Below are 19,257 nucleotides of genomic sequence, written 5' to 3' on the forward strand. Positions count from 1 at the left end.
CATCTGGATACCGAATTAGTTTCACGAAATGAGATGCATGCCGACAATCAATTGATTGAACCGCGCGTGGCGGAGGCTGACTGCACGCAATCATGCGCGAAGCCAGCCTCACCCTGCTCAGCCAAGCCGCCAACTCACTGCGGCAACACCTCGCCCTTCGTCTCCGGCGCAAACGGAATCACGAACAGGCCGACGATAAATGCCAGCGCCGTCAGCGCCACCGGCACGCCGAGCGTATGCATATGCAGCACTGCCGCGCCGAGCAGAAAATTGACGCCCGCGCCGACGAACCGCCCGAACGACGTGCAGAACGCAAACGCCGTCGCTCGCACCCGTGTTTCGAACTGCTCCGGCAGCCACAAGCTGAACAGCGCGAAATTGCCACCGAAGAATCCCAGCACGAACAGCCACGCAATGAACGGCGCGAGACCGTTAGGCAAATAAAATGCCCAGCCGAAACTGCCGACGATCGCGATCGCCATGCCGAGGAAGTAGATCGCCAGCGTCTTCTTGCGGCCGATGCGCTCGGCTAGCGGCGGCAACGCGAGACAGCCGAGGATCGTCGCGATGGACAACAAGCCCGTGGCCAGCGAGGCCGTTCTGATCGCGTCGTTCTTGGCCATGCCGGCCTTGGTCGCCAGTTGAATCACGGCGGACGGCTCGTACACCGCGCCGGCCCACAACCCGATGATGGCGATCGTCAGCAGAATGCAGGCCACCCAGGTGCGGCGCCGATACGCCGGTCCCATGATCTCGCGCAGCGGTTTGGTGCGCACCGTGCGCGCCTCGGCCTTCTGCCACTTCTCCGACTCTTTCACGCGCAGCAGGATCAGAATCGCGACCACCACGGGCACCGCGCCGGTCAGGAACATCGCGCGCCAGCCGTAATGCACGCCGACCGTGTAATTCAGCGCCGCAGCGAGGAAGAAGCCGGCGTAGTAACCCGTCTGCAGATAACCGGCGCCCATCTTGCGGCGATCCTCCGGCCACGCCTCCGCCACATACGTCCCGGCCAGCGCCCACTCGCCGCCAATACCGACACCGGCAATGAAACGATAGATGCCGAGTTCCCACACGTTGTGCGAGGTCGCCGCGAGGCCCGTGAAAATCGCGAACGTGAAGATCGTGCCGGCCAATACCTTGGTGCGGCCGTAGCGGTCGGCGAGCGGCCCCCAGATGAACGACAGGCCCCAGCCGACCAGAAACAGCGCGAACAGGATCGAACCGGCGAGGCCGACGTTCGCCGGCGTCGCCGCATAACCCGAGCGCGGCAGCAGTTCGGTCAACGCCGGGGTCAGCACGAGCGCATAGATGAACGAGTCCATCCCGTCGAGCGTCCAGCCTGCCCACGCTCCCCAGAAGCCTGCGATCTGCGAACGGTTGAGCGGCGTGCGACGCCGCGTGACCGACGTGCGGTCGGTTAGTGAACTCATCATGCTCCTCCGGCCCAACGGTTAATGTGCGTAACGGCAACGACGCGAGATGACGCGTTTGTGATGACCTGACGGCGTCCATGCACGACCGGTCAGAAGCATTGGCGAGCAGAACGGCAAAAATCTTTTGCGGGTTTGCCCGTCTGTAATTTGCGTCTTTTTATATATAATATTTAATATTATGAGCGATGCAATAGATGGTTTTCCCCTGGACGCCCCGGCGCAAAGCCCGCTTTTACCCGCGGCCGCGCCGCGTGAGAGCACGTCCCACCTGATCGCGGAGGCGCTGCGCGCGGCGATCGTCAACGGCACGCTGGCGCCTGGCGCGCCGCTGCGCCAAGACGCGATCGCGCGGCATTTCTCAGTCAGCGCAATTCCCGTGCGCGAGGCCTTGCGGCAGTTGGAGAGCGAGGGTTGGGCCAAAGCCGCTGTACACAAAGGCGCGACCGTCGCCCCTTTGTCGGCGGAAGAAGCGCGCGAGATCTACGAGATCCGCTCGGCGCTGGAAAGCCTTGCGATCGGTCTTGCGATTCCCCATCACACCGCCGCCACGCTACGCGAAAGCGCCGGTCTGTGCCGCGCCGCCGAACGCGAAGCCGACCCTTCGCTGTATGTCGAGCGCAATGTGGCGTTTCACATGAGCCTGTACGCGCCCGCGGCGCGTCCACAGCTTGCCGACATGATCGGTACGCTGCACCGGCGCGGCGAAAGATATCTACGCCTGAAGTTCGGCTTGCCGTCGTACAAGGGCGAGTCCGACAATGAACACGCCGCCCTGCTCGACGCCGTGCAACGCCGCGACGTGCCCACCGCGCAGGCGTTGGTTGTCGCGCATCTGCTGGGCACGGGCGACCTGCTTTATCGTTTTTTGACCGAGCGCGCGCAGGCTGAAGCCGCGCTAGCGAATCAACCCAAGCCGCGCGGCAGACGCCCGCGCGCCGCCACCGGGAGCTGAGAGAAGCCGATGAACCGACCCGCCCAAGCCGCTGCGTCCGCAGTGTCGCCCCCTACCGCCGCCCGTTCGTGGACCACGCGCCGCGACGAAAAGAACCGCCGCCTCGCCGCCATTGCACCCTGGCTGGAAGACGGCGTGCTGCCGTCGAACCGTATCGTCGATGCCCTCGAAACGCTGATTCAGCCAGGCGACCGCGTCGCCCTAGAAGGCGACAACCAGAAACAGGCCGATTTCCTGTCGCGCTCGTTCGCCAAGGTCGATCCGCAAAAGATCCACGACGTGCATCTGCTGATTTCGAGCATTGGCCGTCCTGAGCATCTGACGCTGTTCGAGCGCGGCATCGCGCATAAAGTCGACTTCTCGTTCGCCGGGCCGCAAAGCCTGCGCGTCGCGCAACTGCTCGAAGACGGTCAGCTGGAAATCGGCGCGATCTATACGTATGTCGAGTTGTACGCGCGCATGTTCGTGGATCTGACGCCGCACGTCGCGCTGCTGTGCGCGGAAAAGGCCGATCGTCACGGCAATCTGTACACCGGCGCGAATACCGAAGACACGCCGACCATCGCCGAGGCGGCCGCCTTCCGTCATGGCATCGTGATCGTTCAGGTCAACGAGATCGTCGACGAATTGCCGCGCGTCGACATTCCGGGCTCATGGGTCGACGTGGTCGTGCAGGCGGACCGGCCGTTCGCCGTCGAGCCGCTGTTCACGCGCGATCCTCGCCATATCGGCGACCTGCAGGTGCTCACCGCAATGATGGTGATTCGCGGCATCTACGAACCGTACGGTGTGACATCGCTGAATCACGGTATTGGTTTCGACACCGCCGCGATCGAATTGCTGCTGCCCACTTACGGCGAGTCGCTCGGCCTGAAGGGCAAGATCTGCCGCAACTGGACGCTCAATCCACATCCCACCATGATTCCCGCGATCGAATCGGGCTGGGTCGACAGCATTCATTGTTTCGGCAGCGAAGTCGGCATGGAGGCGTATATCGAGGCGCGTCCCGACGTTTTCTTTACCGGTAACGACGGCAGCCTGCGCTCGAACCGCGTGCTCTGCCAACTGGCCGGGCAATACGGCGTCGATCTGTTCATCGGCTCGACCTTGCAGATCGATGCGGACGCGAATTCGTCCACCGTCACACGGGGGCGTCTGGCCGGGTTCGGCGGCGCGCCGAACATGGGCCACGATCCGCGCGGCCGGCGTCATTCGAGCGAAGCGTGGCTCAAGCTGCTGCGCGATCAGGGCCCGGTGTCGCGTGGCCACAAGCTCGTCGTGCAAATGGCCGAGACCTACAAGAAAGGCGGCGAGCCGACCTTCGTCGATGAACTCGACGCCGTCGCGGTCGGCGCGAGAAGCGGCATGCCGATCGCGCCCGTGATGATCTACGGCGACGACGTCAGCCATGTCGTCACCGAGGAAGGCATCGCGCATCTGCATAAGGCCGAAGGTATCGACGAGCGGCGCGCGGCGATCGCCGCCGTGGCCGGCGTGACGCCGATCGGGCTGCGCGCCAAACCGGAGAAGACCGCGGAGCTGCGCCGGCGCGGCATCGTCGCGTATCCCGAGGATCTCGGCATTCGTCGCGGCGAGGCCAAGCGCTCGCTGCTGGCGGCGCGCAGCATCGACGATCTGGTGACGTGGTCGGGTGGGTTGTACGAACCGCCGGCGCGCTTCAGGAGCTGGTAAGCATGGCGCCCGCTGCTTTGCTCGCGCGTACGGCGCAAGCCTCGACTCCGAGCGCTCGCGCCGTACGCGCGACGCAGGCCGATCTTTGCGCCGGACCTGCCGGAGTGGCTGGAGTGGCCGCAGTTGCCGGCGCCGCTGACGGTACGACCGGTCTGCACACGGCTACGCGCACCACCCGCCTCGCGTCCACGCCCTCCGACGCGCAACTCGCCCGTTACGCAGTCACCGCGCTGATCGACGAAGCGCAACTCACGCCAAAGCCCGCGCTGGTCGACCGGCGCGGCAGCGGCGCGCATCGCGACCTCGATCTCGCCACCATGCAGCGTTCGGCCAACGCACTCGAGCCGACCTTTGCCGCACTCGCACGCGCAGCGCGGCGCCGGGGCGAACCGTCCGCGTTGTTGCGCACCGAGCTCGCGCAGATCGGCCGCGCCGGCGAACTGGACATGCTGCACGCCACGGGCGGCAGCAACGCGCATCGCGGCGCGATCTGGATTGTCGGGCTGCTGGTCGCGGGCGCGTCGCTGCCTGGAGGCGCCATGCGTCTGAACGCATCGAGAATCTGCACGGGGGCCGCGCAGATCGCGTGCTTCCCGGATCGCTTCGCCGCACCGTCAGACAGTCATGGCGAACGCGCGCGTCAGCGCTACCACGTCGGTGGCGCGCGCCGCGAAGCGCAAGACGGCTTCCCGCACGTCGTCGACGTGGGCTTGCCTGCGTTGCGCGCGGCGCGCGCGCGAGGCATCGACGAAAACGAAGCGCGCGTCGACGCCCTGCTCTCGATCATGGCGTTGCTGGACGACACCTGCCTGTTGCATCGCGCGGGGTTGCCCGGCCTGCACGCCGGACAGCACGGCGCGCAACGCGTGCTGGACGCGGGCGGCAGCTCGACGCCCGCGGGCCGCGCCGCCCTCGCCGCGCTCGAACACGAATTGCTGTCGCTCAACGCATCGCCCGGCGGCGCAGCCGATCTGCTCGCCGCCACCCTCTTTCTCGACAGGCTGGCGCATCACGACGCCAGCGGGAGCCAGGACTCATGGAACATCTGACCTTCGACTATCCGGCGCAACGCGCCGTCACGACCCGCGCGCATGTCGGCGTGGTGGGTTCGGGCGACCTGGAAGTATTGCTCTCGCCCGCCAATCAGGCCGGCGCGCTGAGCGCGCATGTGGTCGTGCGCACCAGCGTGGACGGCTACAGCCACATCTGGAAAAGCGTGCTCGACCGCTTCTTCACCCGCTACGACGGCGCCGCGCAAATCGAAATCAACGACTTCGGCGCGACGCCCGGCGTGGTCGCGCTGCGGCTCGCGGAAGCCGTCGAAGCCGCCGAACAGGGAGACGACGCATGAATACGGTCGCGAGCACTCAACCCGCGCCGATGCTGCGCGAAAGTTTCATCGAACTGCCGGCGCGCGAGCGGGCCCGCTCGCTGCTGGATGCGGGCACCTTCCGCGAACTGCTCGGCCCATTCGACCGGATCGAGTCGCCGTGGCTGCCGCTGCAAGGCGTCGTCTGCCAGGCGGATGACGGTTGCGTGATCGCGCGCGGCACCATCGACGGCGAACCCGCCGTGGTCGCCGCGATCGAATCCGCGTTCCAGGGCGGCAGCATCGGCGAAGTGTCGGGCAGCAAGATCGCCGCGGCGCTCGAACTGGCCCTGCGCGACTGCGAAAACGGCAAGATCGTGCGGCCGGTCGTGCTGTTCGAAACCGGTGGCGTGCGGCTTCAGGAAGCCAACCTCGGCCTCGCGGTGATCTCCGAGATTCAGGCCGCCATCGTCGCGTTGCGCCGGCATGTGCCGGTGGTCGGCGTGATCGCGGGCATGGTCGGCTGCTTCGGAGGCATGTCGCTGGCGGCTGCGCTGTGCTCGTACCTGGTCGTCACGAAGCAGGGGCGGCTTGGCATGAACGGCCCCGAAGTGATCGAACAGGAAGCCGGCATCGAAGAGCTCGACGCCAGCGATCGCCGCCGCGTGTGGCAACTGATCGGCGGCGAACAGCGAACGGCAACCGCGCTCGCCGATCAACTGGTCGACGACGATGCCGACGCGGTGCGCGCCGCCGTGCGTTCCGCGTTCACGCAAGGTGTACCGGCCGCGCATCGCACCGAACAGGTCGACCTTTTTCTGAACCGGCTCGCGCGGATCGATCCCGCCAGCGTCACGCCGCAAACCATGCGCGACGTGTTCAACCGTCACGCGCAGAATGAGCACAACGCATTGCGCAAGGAGCAAGCATGAGCGACGTACAACTCAGCCGCGGCGCGCGCTGGTTCCAGGCGCTCGCCGGCGAATCGGCCAGCCAGGCGCCCGTGTGGAGCGGCGACGCGCAACTCGGCGGCGAAACCGCCCACTTCTTCTCCGTGGTGCCCGATCCATCAAACCGCTTTCCTCGCGCGACCGACAATGTGGTCGGCCTCGAACAGGGCTGGCGGCTCGCGCGCGCCGTGCGCGACGTCATTGCACGAGACGAAGCGAGCGGCACGCGCCGCCCGATCGTCGCGATCGTCGACGTGAAAAGTCAGGCTTACGGCTATCGCGAGGAAATGCTCGGCATTCACCTCGCCTGTGCAGCGGCCGTCGACGCCTACGCGGCCGCACGCGACGCGGGTCATCCCGTGATCGCGCTGATCGTCGGACCGGCGATGTCGGGCGCCTTCCTCGCGCACGGTTATCAGGCCAACCGCATCGTCGCGCTCGACGCGCCCGGCACCATGGTTCACGCCATGGGCAAGGAAGCCGCCGCGCGCGTCACGCGCCGCACGGTCGAAGCACTCGACGCGCTCGGCGAAACCATCGTGCCGATGTCGTACTCGATGGCGTCGTTCGCCAAGCTCGGCCTGCTGGACCAGTTGATTGACGGGATCGATGCCGACGCGCCCGACGCCGCGCAGATCGAGCGCGTGCGCGAGGTTCTGAGCGAGCAGATTCGCAGCGTGCGCGGCGATGGCCGCCGCAACCTCGCGCATCGGCTGGAATCGGCGGCGGCGCAGAAGAATCGCGCGGCGTCGATCGAAGTGCGCCGCCGTCTCGCCGAACAATGGGATGCCGCGTGATGCAGGTGTGCGCCGCGCCGCCGTTTGCAATCGACCACGCGTTGTCATGCAATGCGCGATGGCGGCCGCATGACTTGTTGCGCCTGCGACATTTGCAGGCTTTCGAGGGCGAACCGGCGTGGGTGCGCGAGGCTTTCGGACGCGCGCCGTATGCGGTCGTCAGACGCGCACCGGCGGCTGAAGGGTTCGTTGCAATCGGTATGCGCGGTGCCGGGCGCTCGCAGCGCTACGGGACGTGGGCGTCGTCGGCGGATGTGGTGAGCGCCGTGTCGCCGGAAGCGCTGGCGTCAAGCACGCCGCTCGAAGGGCGCGGCGCATTGCCCGCGTTCGCCGCGCTCGCCGCGTTGCAGGACGACGCGGCCGGCCCGTTGGGCGCGTTGACGTGGGGACCGACCGGCAGCGCCGGCTTTGAACTGGCCACACGCGTGGCGACGGTGACGGCATCGAGCGATCTCGATCTGCTGATCCGAACGGACGAAAAACCGCTCGCGCGAAACCACGCGATTGAATTGCTGGATCATCTGCAGGTACTGGCGCAACGTATGGGCGTTCGCGTGGACGCACAACTCGAAACGCCCGCGGGTGGCGTGGCGCTGGCCGAATGGGCCGCGGGAAAATCGCGCGTGATGGCACGCCATGCGAGCGGCCCGTGCCTGATTACCGATCCGTGGGCCACCGCGACTCACGGTAGCCACGCCTGATGCTCGCCCTGCTTTTCCCCGGACAAGGCGCGCAGACCGATGGGTTCCTGCATCGCCTGCCTCGGCATCATGCAGTGCGCGACACGCTCGAGGAAGCTTCGCAGGTACTCGGCGTCGACGTGCTCACATTGGACACGCCGGACGCACTGCGCTCGACCGTCGCCGTGCAGATCGGCTTGACGGTGGCAGGCGTGGCGCTCACGCGCGCGCTGGCCGATGAACAGCTCGTGCCGGAGATCAGCGCGGGCTTATCGGTCGGCGCCTATGCAGCGGCGGTAAGCTGCGGCGCGATTCATTTCGACGATGCGCTGAAGATGGTTCGCCGCCGCGCCGAGCTGATGGAAACGGCCTACCCATCCGGCTACGGTCTCGCCGCCATATCCGGTTTGACCGAATATCAGGTGGAAACACTCGCCGCACGGCATGCCGATGAAGACCACCAGCATGTCTACATCGGCAACGTGAATGCGCCGCGCCAGATCGTGATAGCGGGCGCGAACGAAGCGCTCGACGCCTTCATCGCACGCGCGCTGGCCGCTGGCGCGCGCAAGGCCACGCGCCTCGCGGTGAGCGTGCCGTCGCATTGCGAACTGCTCGCACAGGCCACGGACGAATTGGCCGCTTACGCTAAGGATGTGCCTTTTCACGCGCCGCACAGTACGTATGTCGGCAATCGCGGCGGACGTCCTTTGTACACGGCGGACGCGATCCGCGACGATCTCGCGACCAACATGCGCTACACCGTGCGCTGGTTCGACGCGCTCACCGTGATGCAGGAAATGGGCGCGCGCGTGTTGATCGAAGCGCCGCCGGGACAGGTATTGACCGACATTGCGCGAGAGCACTTTCCGGACACCGCCGCGCTCGCCGCCAGCACGTTCTCGTTCGATCGGCTCGTGGCCACTGTGCGACGGCGTCTGGACGCGCGCTGAATGAGCCACGGCGTGTTCGTCAGCATGCCTCAGCGTTTCCCGATCAACTGCCGCCCCATCGCCTTCGCATACTGATCGCAAGCGTTGCGCGCGACACGAGATGCCGCGAGCACACCGACGTCGGCATCGTCGCGGTAGTACATCGCGACGTCGATCGGTGGCGGCAATGGCCGTACCTGCAATTGGCCCAGTTCGCCACGGGTCAGATAAGGCTCGACGAATAACGCTGGCACGGCCGCCACCCCATAACCGTCGCGCAGCAGTTTCACGATCACCGCGACCGACGGCATGCAGGTCACCTGCGTCTGCGCGAGCGGCACGCCGGCGCGCTTTGCGAGCGCCTGCACGATCCCTTCGACCGCGATTTGAGGCGCGGTGCCACGGCCGAACGTCAGCACGGGCTTGCTCAATACCGTCTGCACATGTTTCGCGCGGCTGGCCGGTATCAGATCGCTGCGCGCGATCCAGCGCACGGGATAGCTCGCCAGCAAGGTCGAGACGATCGACGCCTCGTGCTCCGCGGTTTCCTCCACCTGAATCACCAGATCCAGTTCGCCCGCCCGCAAACGCGGTCCGAGTATCGCGCTCGAATCGACCGTGAGGTCCACGACGATGCGGTTGTATTCGAGGTTCAGCATCCGGATGTAGTCCGGCAGCCAGCTATGCACCACCGTCTCGATCACGCCGAGGCGCAATCGCGTCGCCACTTGCGTCTCGTCCTGCGCGGCCAGTTGCAGCGAGCGCGTGGCCTGCACCACCGAGCGCGCGTGCGCGAGCAGCCGCTCGCCATTCACGGTGAGCTGAAAGTCAGCGGCATCGCGCTCGATCAACTCGACGCCCAACTCGGCTTCGAGCGTCTTGATGCGCAGCGAAATCGCGGCGGGCGTCGCGTGCATGGCGGTGGCGGTCGCGCGAAAACTGCCCAGGCGGGCGAGCGTCAGAAAGGTTTCGACAAAGCGGGTATTCATTGCGGAGCTCTCTCAACAACGGCGGAATGCACGCGATCATCGCCGCAAACCGGCTGCGGCGCTGTTAAGTTTAATTTAACGAAACGCAATAAAAACTCGCTGGATGGATATTTTTGACGTTACTAATCTGGGTCGCAACGCTGAAGTGTTTTCAGCCACACCGGTCTACCTGGAGCCGAGCAGTTCATGTCCTACACGCCATCCGAGTTTCGTCAGCAGATTCGCGCTCGCCGATTGTCCGGTCCGACAGCCGGCTACTGCGGAGATTATGCGCAAGCCAACCTCGCCATCCTGCCCCGTCAATACGCCGACGATTTTCTGCGCTTCTGCACGCTCAACCCGAAAGCGTGTCCGCTGCTGGGCATCGGCGAACCGGGCGACTGGCGCGTGCCCGCGCTCGGCGCCGATCTCGACATCCGCAACGACGTGCCGGCGTTTTACGTGTACCGGCATGGCGAGCGCGCCGAGGAAGTGCGCAGTCTCGACGAACTGTGGCGCGACGACCTGGTGGTGTTCGCGATCGGCTGCTCGTTTTCCTTCGAAGAAATGCTGCGGCGCGAAGGCATCGCGTTACGTCATATCGAACAGCAAGTCAACGTGCCGATGTATCGCACGCGCGAGCGCAACGTGGCGGCCGGCGTATTCGGCGGCAACCGCGTCGTGTCGATGCGGCCGATGAAGGCCGCCGACGCCATCCGCGCGATACAGATCACCAGCCGCTTTCCCGCCGTGCACGGCGCGCCGGTTCATATCGGCGATCCGTCGCTGATCGGCATTCGCGATCTGGCGCGTCCCGATTTCGGCGACGCCGTCGAAGTGCGCAGCGACGAACTGCCGGTGTTCTGGGCGTGCGGCGTGACACCGCAAGCCGCCATCGAAAGCGCGCGTCTGCCGTTCGCGATCGCTCACAAGCCGGGACACATGCTCGTCACCGACATTCCCAACACCACGCTCGCGGTGCTGTAGCCAACGCGTTTATTCCCTCACCTGCCGCGCGACGAGCCGCGGCCCACGACGACCGGAGTGCAAGCATGGAAACCGAAGCGCAGTTGACCGCCGACGCCGAACCTTACGGCGCGCCCGGCACAGGGAAAGGCCCGTTCGCGTGGTATCGGCAGATCTCCGGCAGTGAGAAGCGCGCCTTCTGGAGTTGCAAGATCGGCTACGTGCTCGACGCGATGGACACGCAATTCCTGAGCTTCGTCATTCCGACGTTGATCGCGACATGGGGCATCACGCGCGGCGACGCCGGCCTGATCGGCACCGTCACGCTGCTGAGTTCGGCGCTCGGCGGCTGGGCCGCCGGCGTGCTGTCGGATCGCATCGGCCGCGTCAAAACCTTGCAGATCACGATTCTCTGGTTTGCCGTCTTCACGCTGGCTTGCGCGCTGGCGCAGAATTTCGCGCAATTGCTATGGGCGCGCGGGCTGATGGGCCTCGGCTTCGGCGGCGAGTGGACGGCAGGCGCGGTGTTGATCGGCGAAGTGATCCGTGCACGCGATCGCGGCAAGGCGGTGGGCCTCGTGCAGGCGGGCTGGGCGATCGGCTGGGGCATTTCCACGCTGCTCTTCATGGCCGTGTTCTCGCTCGTGCCGCCCGATTACGCGTGGCGTGTGCTGTTCGCCATCGGTATCGCGCCGGCGCCGTTCGTGATCTGGATCCGACGCTTCGTCGACGAGCCCGAGGTGCATCGGCAGCAGAAAGCGGCGCAGGCCGCCTCGCAAACGCGTACCTCGCTGCTCGACATTTTCCGTGGCGAGATTCTGTGGACGACGCTGCGCGCATCGGTGCTGGCAACCGGTGTACAAGGCGGCTACTACGCAGTGACGACCTGGCTGCCGACGTATCTGAAGACCGAACGGCATCTCAGCGTAATCGGTACCGGCAGCTATCTGGGCGTGGTGATCGTCGGCTCGTACTGCGGCTATCTCACCGGCGCCTATGTCAGCGACAGGATCGGGCGTAAGCGCGCCTTCATCGCGTTCGCGCTGGCGTCGTGCGGAATTGCGCTGATCTACACGCAACTGCCGCTCGACAATCTCTCGATGCTGGTGCTCGGCTTCCCGCTCGGCTTCTGCGCGTCCGGCATTTTCTCGGGCATGGGCGCGTTCCTCACCGAGCTGTTTCCCACCCGCATGCGCGGCTCCGGCCAGGGCTTTTGCTACAACTTCGGGCGGGCAATCGGCGCAACGTTTCCGTTCCTGATCGGCTACGTCTCGCAAACGATGACGCTCGGCCACGCGATCGGCGTGTTCGCGGCGGCGGCGTACGGTGTCGTGATCCTCGCTGCGTTGACGCTGCCCGAAACCCGAGGCCGGCAACTCAGCGCGTGAGGCACCACCGCACTGCTCACGCCTGTTCGGGCGCGCGTCCAATCACATGCGTGTCCGGCGGCGCCGATCCGTCCGCGTGCCCGCGTTCGCGTCCCGCGGTCACGACTGCGCCGGTGCCGCCAGGGCGCCCCACTGATTTCGCGTGACGCTCGATCAGGCGTTGCAACAGGCAGAATGCGCAGAGCAACGCGCCGATCACGATGCGGGTCCACCACGAACTGAGCGTGCCGTCGAAAGTGATCAGCGTCTGGATCGTGCCGAGAATGCCGACGCCGAACAGCGAGCCGATCACATAGCCCACCCCGCCAGTCAGAAGTGTGCCGCCGATCACGGTCGCCGCGATCGCATCGAGCTCCATGCCCTGCCCTTGCAAACCGTAGCCAGACAATACGTAGAACGTGAAGACCGCGCCGCCGAGCGCCGAACAGAAGCCGCTCAGCGCATACACGCCGACGCGTGTGCGCGCGACCGGCAAGCCCATCAGCAAGGCCGAGCGCGCATTGCCACCGATCGCGTACACGTTGCGGCCAAAGCGCGTGAAATGTGCGACGTAGATTGCTGCCAGCAGCGTGACGAACGCAATCAGCACGTTGGCGGTGACCGAGCCGACGCCGATGTCGAGACGAAACGCCGAAATCTTCTGGAACGTCGGGTCGGTGATGGTGATCGACTGCGTCGTGATCAGAAAGCACAGGCCGCGCGCGAAGAACATGCCGGCCAGCGTGACGATGAAAGCCTGCAAGCGGAAGAAGTGGATCAACGCGCCCTGCACCGCGCCGAACACGGTGCCCATCAGCAACACGATCGGCAGGATCGCCCACACGGGCCAATGCATGTGTTCGGAGAGCACCGCCTCGACGATGGTCGTCAGCGCGACGACCGAGCCCACCGACAGGTCGATGCCGCCGGACACGATCACGAACGTCATGCCGATCGCCACGATCAGCAGGAACGCGTTGTCGACCAGCAGATCGAGCAGCACTTGCCACGAGAAGAAGCCGGTGTACATCACCGAGCCGAAGCCGAACAACGCGCAGAACAGCAGGATCGTGACGGCAATCGGCAGCGTGCGCGGATCGACGATATGAGCCCATGCTTCGAGGATTCGTCTCATTGCGCAGCTCCATGTTGCTTGACGAGCGACCTGCGGACCGACATGCCGATCGACATGGCGAGCGAGCGCGCCGCCGGCGACTGGATCAGGCTCACCGCCAGCACCACGGCCGCCTTGACGACGAGCGTGGCCTCGGGGGGCACGCCGATCGAATAGGTGGTGTAAGTCAGCGTCTGAATGATCAGCGCGCCCAGCACCGTGCCCACGAGGCTGAAGCGGCCGCCTAGCAGCGAGGTGCCGCCGAGCGTCACCGCGAGAATCGCGTCCAGTTCGAGCAGCAGACCGGCATTGTTGCCATCGGCGCTGCGCACGTTCGAGCTGATGAGAATGCCCGCCATTGCCGCGGTCAACCCTGAGAAACCGTACACCGCGAAGACGAGCGCCTTGGACCGCAGACCCACCAGACGCGTGGCGACCGGATTGACGCCGATCGCGCGGATGAAAAGCCCGAGCGCCGTACCTTCGACGAGCGCGGCGGTGGCCAGCACCGCCACTGCGGCGATCCAGACCGAACACGGCACGCCGAGCCAGTAACCACCGCCCACGAACAGATAGCCCGGCGCGCCGATCGGAATGATCTGCCCTGCTGTCAGCAATTGCGCGACGCCACGCCCGGCGACCATCAGTATCAAGGTGGCGATGATCGGCTGCATGCCGACGAAGGACACCAGCAACCCGTTCCACATGCCGCTCAGCAAACCCGTGATCAACGCAGCCAGCAGCGCCTGCGCAATCAGTCCGGCGGACGCCACCGGCTGGGTCGCCAGAATGGTGGCCGCGGCGGCGCCCGCGATCGCCACCACCGCGCCCACCGAAATGTCGATGCCGCGCGTCGCGATCACCAGTGTCATGCCGGTGGCGACGAGTACCAGCGGCGCGGCGCGATTCAGCACATCGATCGGGGCGCCGAACAGATGGCCGTCGAGCATGCGCAGCGACAGAAAATGCGGATTGACCCACAGGTTCAGGCCGCACAGCAACAGCAACGTCACGCACGGCCAGATCAACGGACGCTCGGCGCCGTCGCGCGCGATCCAGTTCGATAGCTTCATTCGCCGCTCCCCGCGATAAGTCGATAGATATTGTCTTCGTTGGAGGCCTGGCCGCTCACTTCGGCGATTTTGCGGCGGTCGCGCAACACCGCCACGCGATGACTGACGCGCAGCACCTCGCTGATTTCCGACGAAATGAACAGGATGCTCAGGCCGCTCGCGCACAGCGCCAGCAGACGATCCATGATGTCGAACTTGGCCGCGATGTCGATGCCGCGCGTGGGTTCATCGAGTATCAGCAGCCTGGGATCGGTGGCGAGCCAGCGCGCGAGTAGCGCTTTCTGCTGATTGCCGCCGGACAGCAAGCCGATCGGCTGTTCTGCATCCGACGCCTTGATGCCGAGCCGCTCGATCCATAGATCAGCCAGCTCGCGCGCCCGTTGCCGGCTGATCTTGCGCCACCATCCGCGCCTTGCCTGCAACGCCAGCAGGATGTTCTCGCGGATCGACAGTTCGGCGACGATGCCTTCTTTCTTGCGGTCCTCCGCGCAATAGCCGATGCCATGGCGCACCGCGTCGCGTGGCGAACGCAGCCGCACGGGCCGGCCTTCCACCAGCATCGTGCCGCTGTCGGCGCGATCGGCTCCGAACAGGAGCCGCGCGGTTTCCGTGCGGCCCGATCCGAGCAGACCGGCAAGGCCGAGGATTTGCCCCGGCTGCACGTCGAGGTCGATCGGCTGCATCGAGCCGCGCCGTCCGACGCCGCGCAACGCCATGAACGGCTGGCCGGCCTGCGCACCCTGCAGCCCTCCATGGCCGTCGTGGCTTGCTTGCGCCGCTTCGCGCAAACGCGCGCTCATGCGCTCGTGGCCGACCATCCTGGACACAAGCTGATCGGCTGGCAGATCGCGTGCGAGATATTCGCCTTCGCGCTCGCCATTGCGCATTACCGTAATGCGATCGGAAATGGCATACGTCTGCTCGATAAAATGCGTGACGAACAGAATCGCAATGCCAGACTGCTTAAGATGCCGAAGTATTTTGAACAGCTGCGCAACTTCGCTGTCGTCGAGGCTCGAGGTCGGCTCGTCGAGGATCAGCACGCGTGCATCGACCGAAAGCGCCCGCGCGATGGCGACCATCTGCTGCACGGCGATCGGATAGGCGTCGAGCGAACGGGTGACGTCGAGCGTCACGTCGAGGCGCGCCAGCGCGGCTTGAGCCCGCCGCTTGATGTCGTTCCAGTCGATCGCGCCAAAGCGCTTCGGCTGCCGGCCCGCAAATATGTTCTCCGCCACCGAGAGGTTCGAGCACAGGTTCACTTCCTGATACAGCGTGCGGATGCCGGCCGCTTCGGCCTCCTGCGGCGAGGCAAACGCCACCACCTCGCCACCGAGGCGGATAGTGCCGGCCTCGGGCGCGACCACGCCCGTGAGCACGTTGATCAAAGTGGATTTGCCGGCGCCGTTCTGTCCCATCAGTGTGTGAATCTCGCCGGGGAACAGGCGGAAATCGACGCTCTGCAACGCCTTCACGCCCGGGAATGTCTTGCTGACGCCGGCGGTGGCGAGAACGGGTTCGAGTGCGCTCGCGGCGCCGCCGGGCTGGGTAGCGGCGGCGCCAGCCAGCGGCTTTGAACTGGAAGGGTGATGCGTCATAGGCCTCGCTCGATCGGCGGTGCGTGGTTCGGCGGCCTCCAGCGTAGCTGCGCGCAAAAGAGGCCGTCCGCTGCCCAAGCAGTCGGACGGCCAGGCACCGCTGGAGAAACCTTTTTCGATCTGTCGGTACGGCGCTTCCCGGCTGCGCATTCGTCTACGCTTTCGTCTACGCGGCCGGGCACGCTTGTCACAATCAGGAAGCCTGATTTACTTAATGTCAGTATTTACGTGTTGGCAGCGTTTGCGCAGCGACGCTCATCGGGAACACTGTCTCTTCTGTCAGGATACGCTTGGGCAGCGGCTTGCCGGCCACCACATCCTTCACCGCCGACATCAATTGCGGTCCCAGCAACGGACTGCACTCCACGTCCACGTTCATCTTGCCGGCAGCCATAGCCTGGAAGCCGCCTTTGGTGGCGTCGAACGAAACGATGGTGATGTCCTTGCCCGGATGCATGCCGGCCTCTTCCATCGCCTGAATGGCACCTAGCGCCATATCGTCGTTGTGGGCATAGACCACATTGATTTTATTTCCATAGGTCTTGATGAACGCCTCCATGACCTGCTTGCCGCCGGCGAGCGTGAAGTCACCGCTTTGCGAGGCGATGATCTTGAACTTGGGATCGTTTTTGATGACTTCCAGCAAACCGGCGTGCCGATCGTTGGCTGGCGCCGATCCGACCGTGCCCTGGAGTTCGGCGATGTTGATGGGGCCCTGCTCGCTCTTATAGTGATCCGCGAGCCAGTGACCGCCGCGCCGCCCTTCTTCCAGGAAGTCGGATCCGATCATGGTGACGTACAGCGAGGTGTCTTTCACGTCGACGTTGCGGTCGGTGAGAATCACCGGAATCTTTGCGGCTTTAGCCTCGCGCAGAACCGGCTCCCAGCCCGACTCGACCACCGGTGAAAAGGCGATCACGTCGACTTTCTGCGCGATATAGGAGCGAATCGCCTTGATCTGGTTTTCCTGCTTTTGCTGCGCGTCGGAGAATTTGAGCTTGATCTTCGCGTCCGCCGCCGCGGACTTGACCGACTCGGTGTTGGCAGTTCGCCACGCGCTTTCCGCGCCGACCTGGGCAAAGCCGAGGGTAATCTGTTTGTCTTCTGCGTAAGCGCCCGGCGCGGCCAGCGTCAGCGCGCCAAAACCCGCGCAGAGTGCGAGTGCGCTCAACGCACGACATGCTGCGCGTCGTGAATTCGCCATGACTGTCTCCTGATCGTTGTTATTCAAGCGATCCATCTCACCCGTCCAGCCATTGCGGCCCTCACGGTGCGTGGATCGTGATGTAGCGTAGTGTGCGGGGCGTTAACCGTCCAATCAAATGATTCGCGTCAGTGATATCGATTTTGGTATAGACCGCGATGTCGGTGGGAGCGCGGCGCCTGGGCGAGATTTGGGCGTCGTTTGGCTGATGGCGGCTGGCGTGGAATCCGCTCTGTGCTTTTTTATGTGCTTACGTGGGTGATGCTTCTTTGGGGCTGGCGCCTGTCCCAAACTGCCGCTGGTTCAGATTGGCGCCCCCATCGACCGGCGATTCACCGCCCCTCCCTGCGCGGCGTCACCCATCGGAAAGTCAGATTGATCCGCTCGCCCGCTACGCGCGGCTCCTTCGGCACCCGGTGCCGCCAATCCGCCTGCGTATTGCCCTTCATCACCAGCAAGCTGCCGCCCTTGAGCGAAAAAGACTGCACGACGCCGGTCTTGTTATGCCGCAGGTCGAACGTGCGCGCGACGCCCAGGCTTACCGACGCAATCACCGGCTGAGCGCCGAGTTCGGGCTCGCGGTCGGCATGCCAGCCCATGCTGTCGGTGCCGCTGCGATAGCGGTTGATCAATACGCTATTAAAACGCGCGTCGCAAACCGACTCCGCGGCGGCCTTCAGTTCGGCAACCGTCGGCGTCCATGGTTGCGGCACGTTGCGAATTCCCGAGTAAACGTAGACGGCGTCGGGTTCGCCTTGCCACGCAGTCAGCCGCGGCAGCGGCACGCGGCCGGCGGGCGTGCCCATCATGTCCTGGCGCCATTCGACTTCTTCGACGAGTCGCGTCAAGGCGTGCGCCGCGTCCGCGGGCGGCAGCCAATCGGGATACCAGTCGACGTCGGGCGTCGGCAAAGCATCGGAAGAATGCGCGAAAAGATCCGTCATGAGATTGCCTGGTATGATCGCGCGCTCAAAGCGCGAGCGGTTGAAAACCCTGGCTATTATGGCGACAACCAGGACGACGCTCACGCGCGCCACTTGCGCTTCCATTCGTGACCGTCGTATTCATTCCCCACACGCAACCTTCAAAGGATCCCCAACATGATTCTCTCCGACCAGGCGCTCGATCAGCTTTTTCGCGAAGCGCGCACGCATAACGGCTGGCAGGCGAAACCCGTCGAGGACGCCGTGCTCGAACAACTCATCGAACTCGTCCTGCTCGGCCCGACCTCGGCCAATTCGAGCCCGGGCCGCTTTGTCTTCGTCAAAACGGAGGAAGGCAAGGAGAAGCTGCGTCCGGCTTTGTCTGCAGGCAATCTCGAGAAGACGATGGCAGCGCCGGTCACGGTGATCGTCGGGATGGATATGGCGTTTTACGAGCATCTGCCGAAGCTGTTTCCGCACGCCGACGCGCGCAGCTGGTTCGCGGGTAACGACAAGGCGATCGCCGACACGGCATTTCGTAATTCGACGCTGCAGGGTGGCTATCTGATTCTCGCCGCCCGCGCGCTAGGCCTGGACACGGGTCCCATGTCGGGTTTCGACGCCGCCAAGGTCGACGAAGCTTTCTTCGCCGGCACGACCGTAAAGTCGAACTTCCTGATCAATCTGGGCTACGGCGACGCGTCGAAGCTGTTTCCGCGCAGCCCGCGCTTCGCTTTCGACGAAGCCGCGCGGATCGTCTGACATACGGCGCCCGGGCGCCGTTGAGCAGGGTCAACGGAGGAGCGCCACGTAAAACACCACGGCGCCGATCAGCGCGCCGATGAAACAGAAGCCCTCTTCGGCGTCGTCACCGCTTGACCTGACCCATGCCCCGACGACGCCAAACAATCCAGCGATACCGAGGGCAACGCAGAGCATGACGACATCGAATAGCGCACTTTTGCCCAACTCGGAAAAGTCGATATCGCGCACGCCGAAGTACAAGCCGATCGCCATCACCGATATGACCACGAGCGGCAGCATGACATGGCTGCCCTCGCGTCCGACGTGATGCGCGTGGTGCGCATGGCGGAACGGGTTGCCTGATCTGAGCAGCTTCATTTGCGCCTCCTGCCTCGCCTTCTGCCGGCGATAACAAGAACCGCTACTGGTCTGCGGGGCCTTCGCGGTGGCCCTTGCTTTAGCTTTGATCCAAGCCGGTTCTATTTCAGGATAGCTCACGCCCGAGCACAATTCAAAGCCCATTTAATTGCGCCGCATTAGCCGGCTGGACGG

19 protein-coding genes are annotated in these 19,257 nt (G+C 64.9%); 11 read left to right on the plus strand and 8 right to left on the minus strand.

The genetic code is table 11. The annotated features are described in order from the left end of the window. Positions 1–134 precede the first annotated feature (134 nt). Entirely contained in the window at positions 135–1,433 is a 1,299-nt protein-coding gene (locus P0D71_RS12585) for an MFS transporter (RefSeq protein WP_408480300.1), read from the minus strand. Positions 1,434–1,614: 181 nt separating this feature from the next. Here P0D71_RS12585 and P0D71_RS12590 point away from each other — a divergent pair, with 181 nt between their 5' ends. The 8 genes from P0D71_RS12590 to mdcH all read left to right on the plus strand — a co-directional run bounded on the left by P0D71_RS12590 (position 1,615) and on the right by mdcH (position 8,769). Next, positions 1,615–2,388, plus strand: coding sequence for a GntR family transcriptional regulator (locus P0D71_RS12590; RefSeq protein ID WP_091802197.1), 774 nt, complete (start codon positions 1,615–1,617; stop codon positions 2,386–2,388). A 9-nt stretch (positions 2,389–2,397) separates the two neighbouring features. Beyond that, positions 2,398–4,080 carry a malonate decarboxylase subunit alpha gene (mdcA, locus tag P0D71_RS12595; protein WP_408480270.1) on the plus strand — a complete coding sequence of 561 codons (1,683 nt, stop codon included), beginning with the start codon at positions 2,398–2,400 and terminating at the stop codon, positions 4,078–4,080. 104 nt (positions 4,081–4,184) lie between these two features. Further along, on the plus strand, positions 4,185–5,129 hold the full coding sequence (locus P0D71_RS12600; protein WP_408480302.1) for a triphosphoribosyl-dephospho-CoA synthase: 945 nt from the start codon (positions 4,185–4,187) through the stop codon (positions 5,127–5,129). Further along, a complete protein-coding gene (locus tag P0D71_RS12605; protein ID WP_408480271.1) occupies positions 5,117–5,431 on the plus strand; it encodes a malonate decarboxylase subunit delta in 315 nt (104 codons plus the stop codon). The genes P0D71_RS12600 and P0D71_RS12605 overlap by 13 nt, the downstream gene beginning before the upstream one ends. Further along, a complete protein-coding gene (locus tag P0D71_RS12610; protein WP_408480272.1) occupies positions 5,428–6,321 on the plus strand; it encodes a biotin-independent malonate decarboxylase subunit beta in 894 nt (297 codons plus the stop codon). Before P0D71_RS12605 ends, P0D71_RS12610 begins: the two co-directional genes overlap by 4 nt. Continuing rightward, the gene (gene mdcE / locus P0D71_RS12615; protein WP_408480274.1) at positions 6,318–7,136 is read left to right on the plus strand and encodes a biotin-independent malonate decarboxylase subunit gamma; all 819 of its coding nucleotides are present in this window, start codon (positions 6,318–6,320) and stop codon (positions 7,134–7,136) included. Before P0D71_RS12610 ends, mdcE begins: the two co-directional genes overlap by 4 nt. Beyond that, on the plus strand, positions 7,136–7,837 hold the full coding sequence (locus P0D71_RS12620) for a malonate decarboxylase holo-ACP synthase (RefSeq protein WP_408480304.1): 702 nt from the start codon (positions 7,136–7,138) through the stop codon (positions 7,835–7,837). The genes mdcE and P0D71_RS12620 overlap by 1 nt, the downstream gene beginning before the upstream one ends. Then, entirely contained in the window at positions 7,837–8,769 is a 933-nt protein-coding gene (mdcH, locus tag P0D71_RS12625; protein ID WP_408480276.1) for a malonate decarboxylase subunit epsilon, read from the plus strand. The genes P0D71_RS12620 and mdcH overlap by 1 nt, the downstream gene beginning before the upstream one ends. 29 nt (positions 8,770–8,798) lie before the next feature. On the opposite strand, the gene P0D71_RS12630 is transcribed toward mdcH, so the two are convergent. Then, on the minus strand, positions 8,799–9,737 hold the full coding sequence (locus P0D71_RS12630; RefSeq protein ID WP_408184892.1) for a LysR family transcriptional regulator: 939 nt from the start codon (positions 9,735–9,737) through the stop codon (positions 8,799–8,801). A 186-nt stretch (positions 9,738–9,923) separates the two neighbouring features. Here P0D71_RS12630 and P0D71_RS12635 point away from each other — a divergent pair, with 186 nt between their 5' ends. Further along, positions 9,924–10,703 (plus strand): putative hydro-lyase, encoded by a 780-nt coding sequence (locus P0D71_RS12635; protein ID WP_408349364.1) that lies wholly within the window; start codon positions 9,924–9,926, stop codon positions 10,701–10,703. A gap of 65 nt (positions 10,704–10,768) precedes the next feature. Continuing rightward, a complete protein-coding gene (locus P0D71_RS12640; protein ID WP_408480278.1) occupies positions 10,769–12,070 on the plus strand; it encodes an MFS transporter in 1,302 nt (433 codons plus the stop codon). Between the two features lie 16 nt (positions 12,071–12,086). Here P0D71_RS12640 and yjfF read toward each other — a convergent pair whose 3' ends face one another. From yjfF to P0D71_RS12665, 5 genes are all read right to left on the minus strand, one after another. Continuing rightward, positions 12,087–13,184: a galactofuranose ABC transporter, permease protein YjfF gene (gene yjfF, locus P0D71_RS12645; RefSeq protein WP_408184889.1), complete on the minus strand. Its 1,098-nt coding sequence runs from the start codon at positions 13,182–13,184 to the stop codon at positions 12,087–12,089. Continuing rightward, the gene (locus tag P0D71_RS12650) at positions 13,181–14,236 is read right to left on the minus strand and encodes an ABC transporter permease (RefSeq protein ID WP_408480280.1); all 1,056 of its coding nucleotides are present in this window, start codon (positions 14,234–14,236) and stop codon (positions 13,181–13,183) included. Before P0D71_RS12650 ends, yjfF begins: the two co-directional genes overlap by 4 nt. Further along, positions 14,233–15,834, minus strand: coding sequence for a sugar ABC transporter ATP-binding protein (locus tag P0D71_RS12655; RefSeq protein WP_408480282.1), 1,602 nt, complete (start codon positions 15,832–15,834; stop codon positions 14,233–14,235). Before P0D71_RS12655 ends, P0D71_RS12650 begins: the two co-directional genes overlap by 4 nt. A gap of 217 nt (positions 15,835–16,051) precedes the next feature. Beyond that, the gene (locus tag P0D71_RS12660) at positions 16,052–17,038 is read right to left on the minus strand and encodes an ABC transporter substrate-binding protein (protein WP_408349352.1); all 987 of its coding nucleotides are present in this window, start codon (positions 17,036–17,038) and stop codon (positions 16,052–16,054) included. A 332-nt stretch (positions 17,039–17,370) separates the two neighbouring features. Further along, positions 17,371–17,982, minus strand: coding sequence for an alpha-ketoglutarate-dependent dioxygenase AlkB family protein (locus P0D71_RS12665; protein ID WP_408301462.1), 612 nt, complete (start codon positions 17,980–17,982; stop codon positions 17,371–17,373). A gap of 156 nt (positions 17,983–18,138) precedes the next feature. Here P0D71_RS12665 and P0D71_RS12670 point away from each other — a divergent pair, with 156 nt between their 5' ends. Next, positions 18,139–18,723 carry a malonic semialdehyde reductase gene (locus P0D71_RS12670; RefSeq protein ID WP_091802229.1) on the plus strand — a complete coding sequence of 195 codons (585 nt, stop codon included), beginning with the start codon at positions 18,139–18,141 and terminating at the stop codon, positions 18,721–18,723. A 30-nt stretch (positions 18,724–18,753) separates the two neighbouring features. On the opposite strand, the gene P0D71_RS12675 is transcribed toward P0D71_RS12670, so the two are convergent. Next, positions 18,754–19,083: a hypothetical protein gene (locus P0D71_RS12675; protein WP_091802232.1), complete on the minus strand. Its 330-nt coding sequence runs from the start codon at positions 19,081–19,083 to the stop codon at positions 18,754–18,756. Positions 19,084–19,257 lie beyond the last annotated feature (174 nt).

Source organism: Paraburkholderia sp. RL17-383-BIF-A (assembly GCF_046028015.1).
Classification (GTDB): domain Bacteria; phylum Pseudomonadota; class Gammaproteobacteria; order Burkholderiales; family Burkholderiaceae; genus Paraburkholderia.

What these genes read in the sequence shown, in the direction of transcription:
- P0D71_RS12630 (WP_408184892.1), bottom strand. Translation starts at nt 9,737, where the DNA reads ATGAATACCCGCTTTGTCGAAACCTTTCTGACGCTCGCCCGCCTGGGC.
- P0D71_RS12675 (WP_091802232.1), bottom strand. Translation starts at nt 19,083, where the DNA reads ATGAAGCTGCTCAGATCAGGCAACCCGTTCCGCCATGCGCACCACGCG.
- P0D71_RS12585 (WP_408480300.1), bottom strand. Translation starts at nt 1,433, where the DNA reads ATGAGTTCACTAACCGACCGCACGTCGGTCACGCGGCGTCGCACGCCG.
- P0D71_RS12655 (WP_408480282.1), bottom strand. Translation starts at nt 15,834, where the DNA reads ATGACGCATCACCCTTCCAGTTCAAAGCCGCTGGCTGGCGCCGCCGCT.
- P0D71_RS12650 (WP_408480280.1), bottom strand. Translation starts at nt 14,236, where the DNA reads ATGAAGCTATCGAACTGGATCGCGCGCGACGGCGCCGAGCGTCCGTTG.
- P0D71_RS12620 (WP_408480304.1), top strand. Translation starts at nt 7,136, where the DNA reads ATGCAGGTGTGCGCCGCGCCGCCGTTTGCAATCGACCACGCGTTGTCA.
- P0D71_RS12610 (WP_408480272.1), top strand. Translation starts at nt 5,428, where the DNA reads ATGAATACGGTCGCGAGCACTCAACCCGCGCCGATGCTGCGCGAAAGT.
- yjfF (WP_408184889.1), bottom strand. Translation starts at nt 13,184, where the DNA reads ATGAGACGAATCCTCGAAGCATGGGCTCATATCGTCGATCCGCGCACG.
- mdcH (WP_408480276.1), top strand. Translation starts at nt 7,837, where the DNA reads ATGCTCGCCCTGCTTTTCCCCGGACAAGGCGCGCAGACCGATGGGTTC.
- P0D71_RS12590 (WP_091802197.1), top strand. Translation starts at nt 1,615, where the DNA reads ATGAGCGATGCAATAGATGGTTTTCCCCTGGACGCCCCGGCGCAAAGC.
- P0D71_RS12605 (WP_408480271.1), top strand. Translation starts at nt 5,117, where the DNA reads ATGGAACATCTGACCTTCGACTATCCGGCGCAACGCGCCGTCACGACC.
- P0D71_RS12640 (WP_408480278.1), top strand. Translation starts at nt 10,769, where the DNA reads ATGGAAACCGAAGCGCAGTTGACCGCCGACGCCGAACCTTACGGCGCG.
- P0D71_RS12670 (WP_091802229.1), top strand. Translation starts at nt 18,139, where the DNA reads ATGATTCTCTCCGACCAGGCGCTCGATCAGCTTTTTCGCGAAGCGCGC.
- P0D71_RS12660 (WP_408349352.1), bottom strand. Translation starts at nt 17,038, where the DNA reads ATGGCGAATTCACGACGCGCAGCATGTCGTGCGTTGAGCGCACTCGCA.
- P0D71_RS12635 (WP_408349364.1), top strand. Translation starts at nt 9,924, where the DNA reads ATGTCCTACACGCCATCCGAGTTTCGTCAGCAGATTCGCGCTCGCCGA.
- mdcE (WP_408480274.1), top strand. Translation starts at nt 6,318, where the DNA reads ATGAGCGACGTACAACTCAGCCGCGGCGCGCGCTGGTTCCAGGCGCTC.
- mdcA (WP_408480270.1), top strand. Translation starts at nt 2,398, where the DNA reads ATGAACCGACCCGCCCAAGCCGCTGCGTCCGCAGTGTCGCCCCCTACC.
- P0D71_RS12665 (WP_408301462.1), bottom strand. Translation starts at nt 17,982, where the DNA reads ATGACGGATCTTTTCGCGCATTCTTCCGATGCTTTGCCGACGCCCGAC.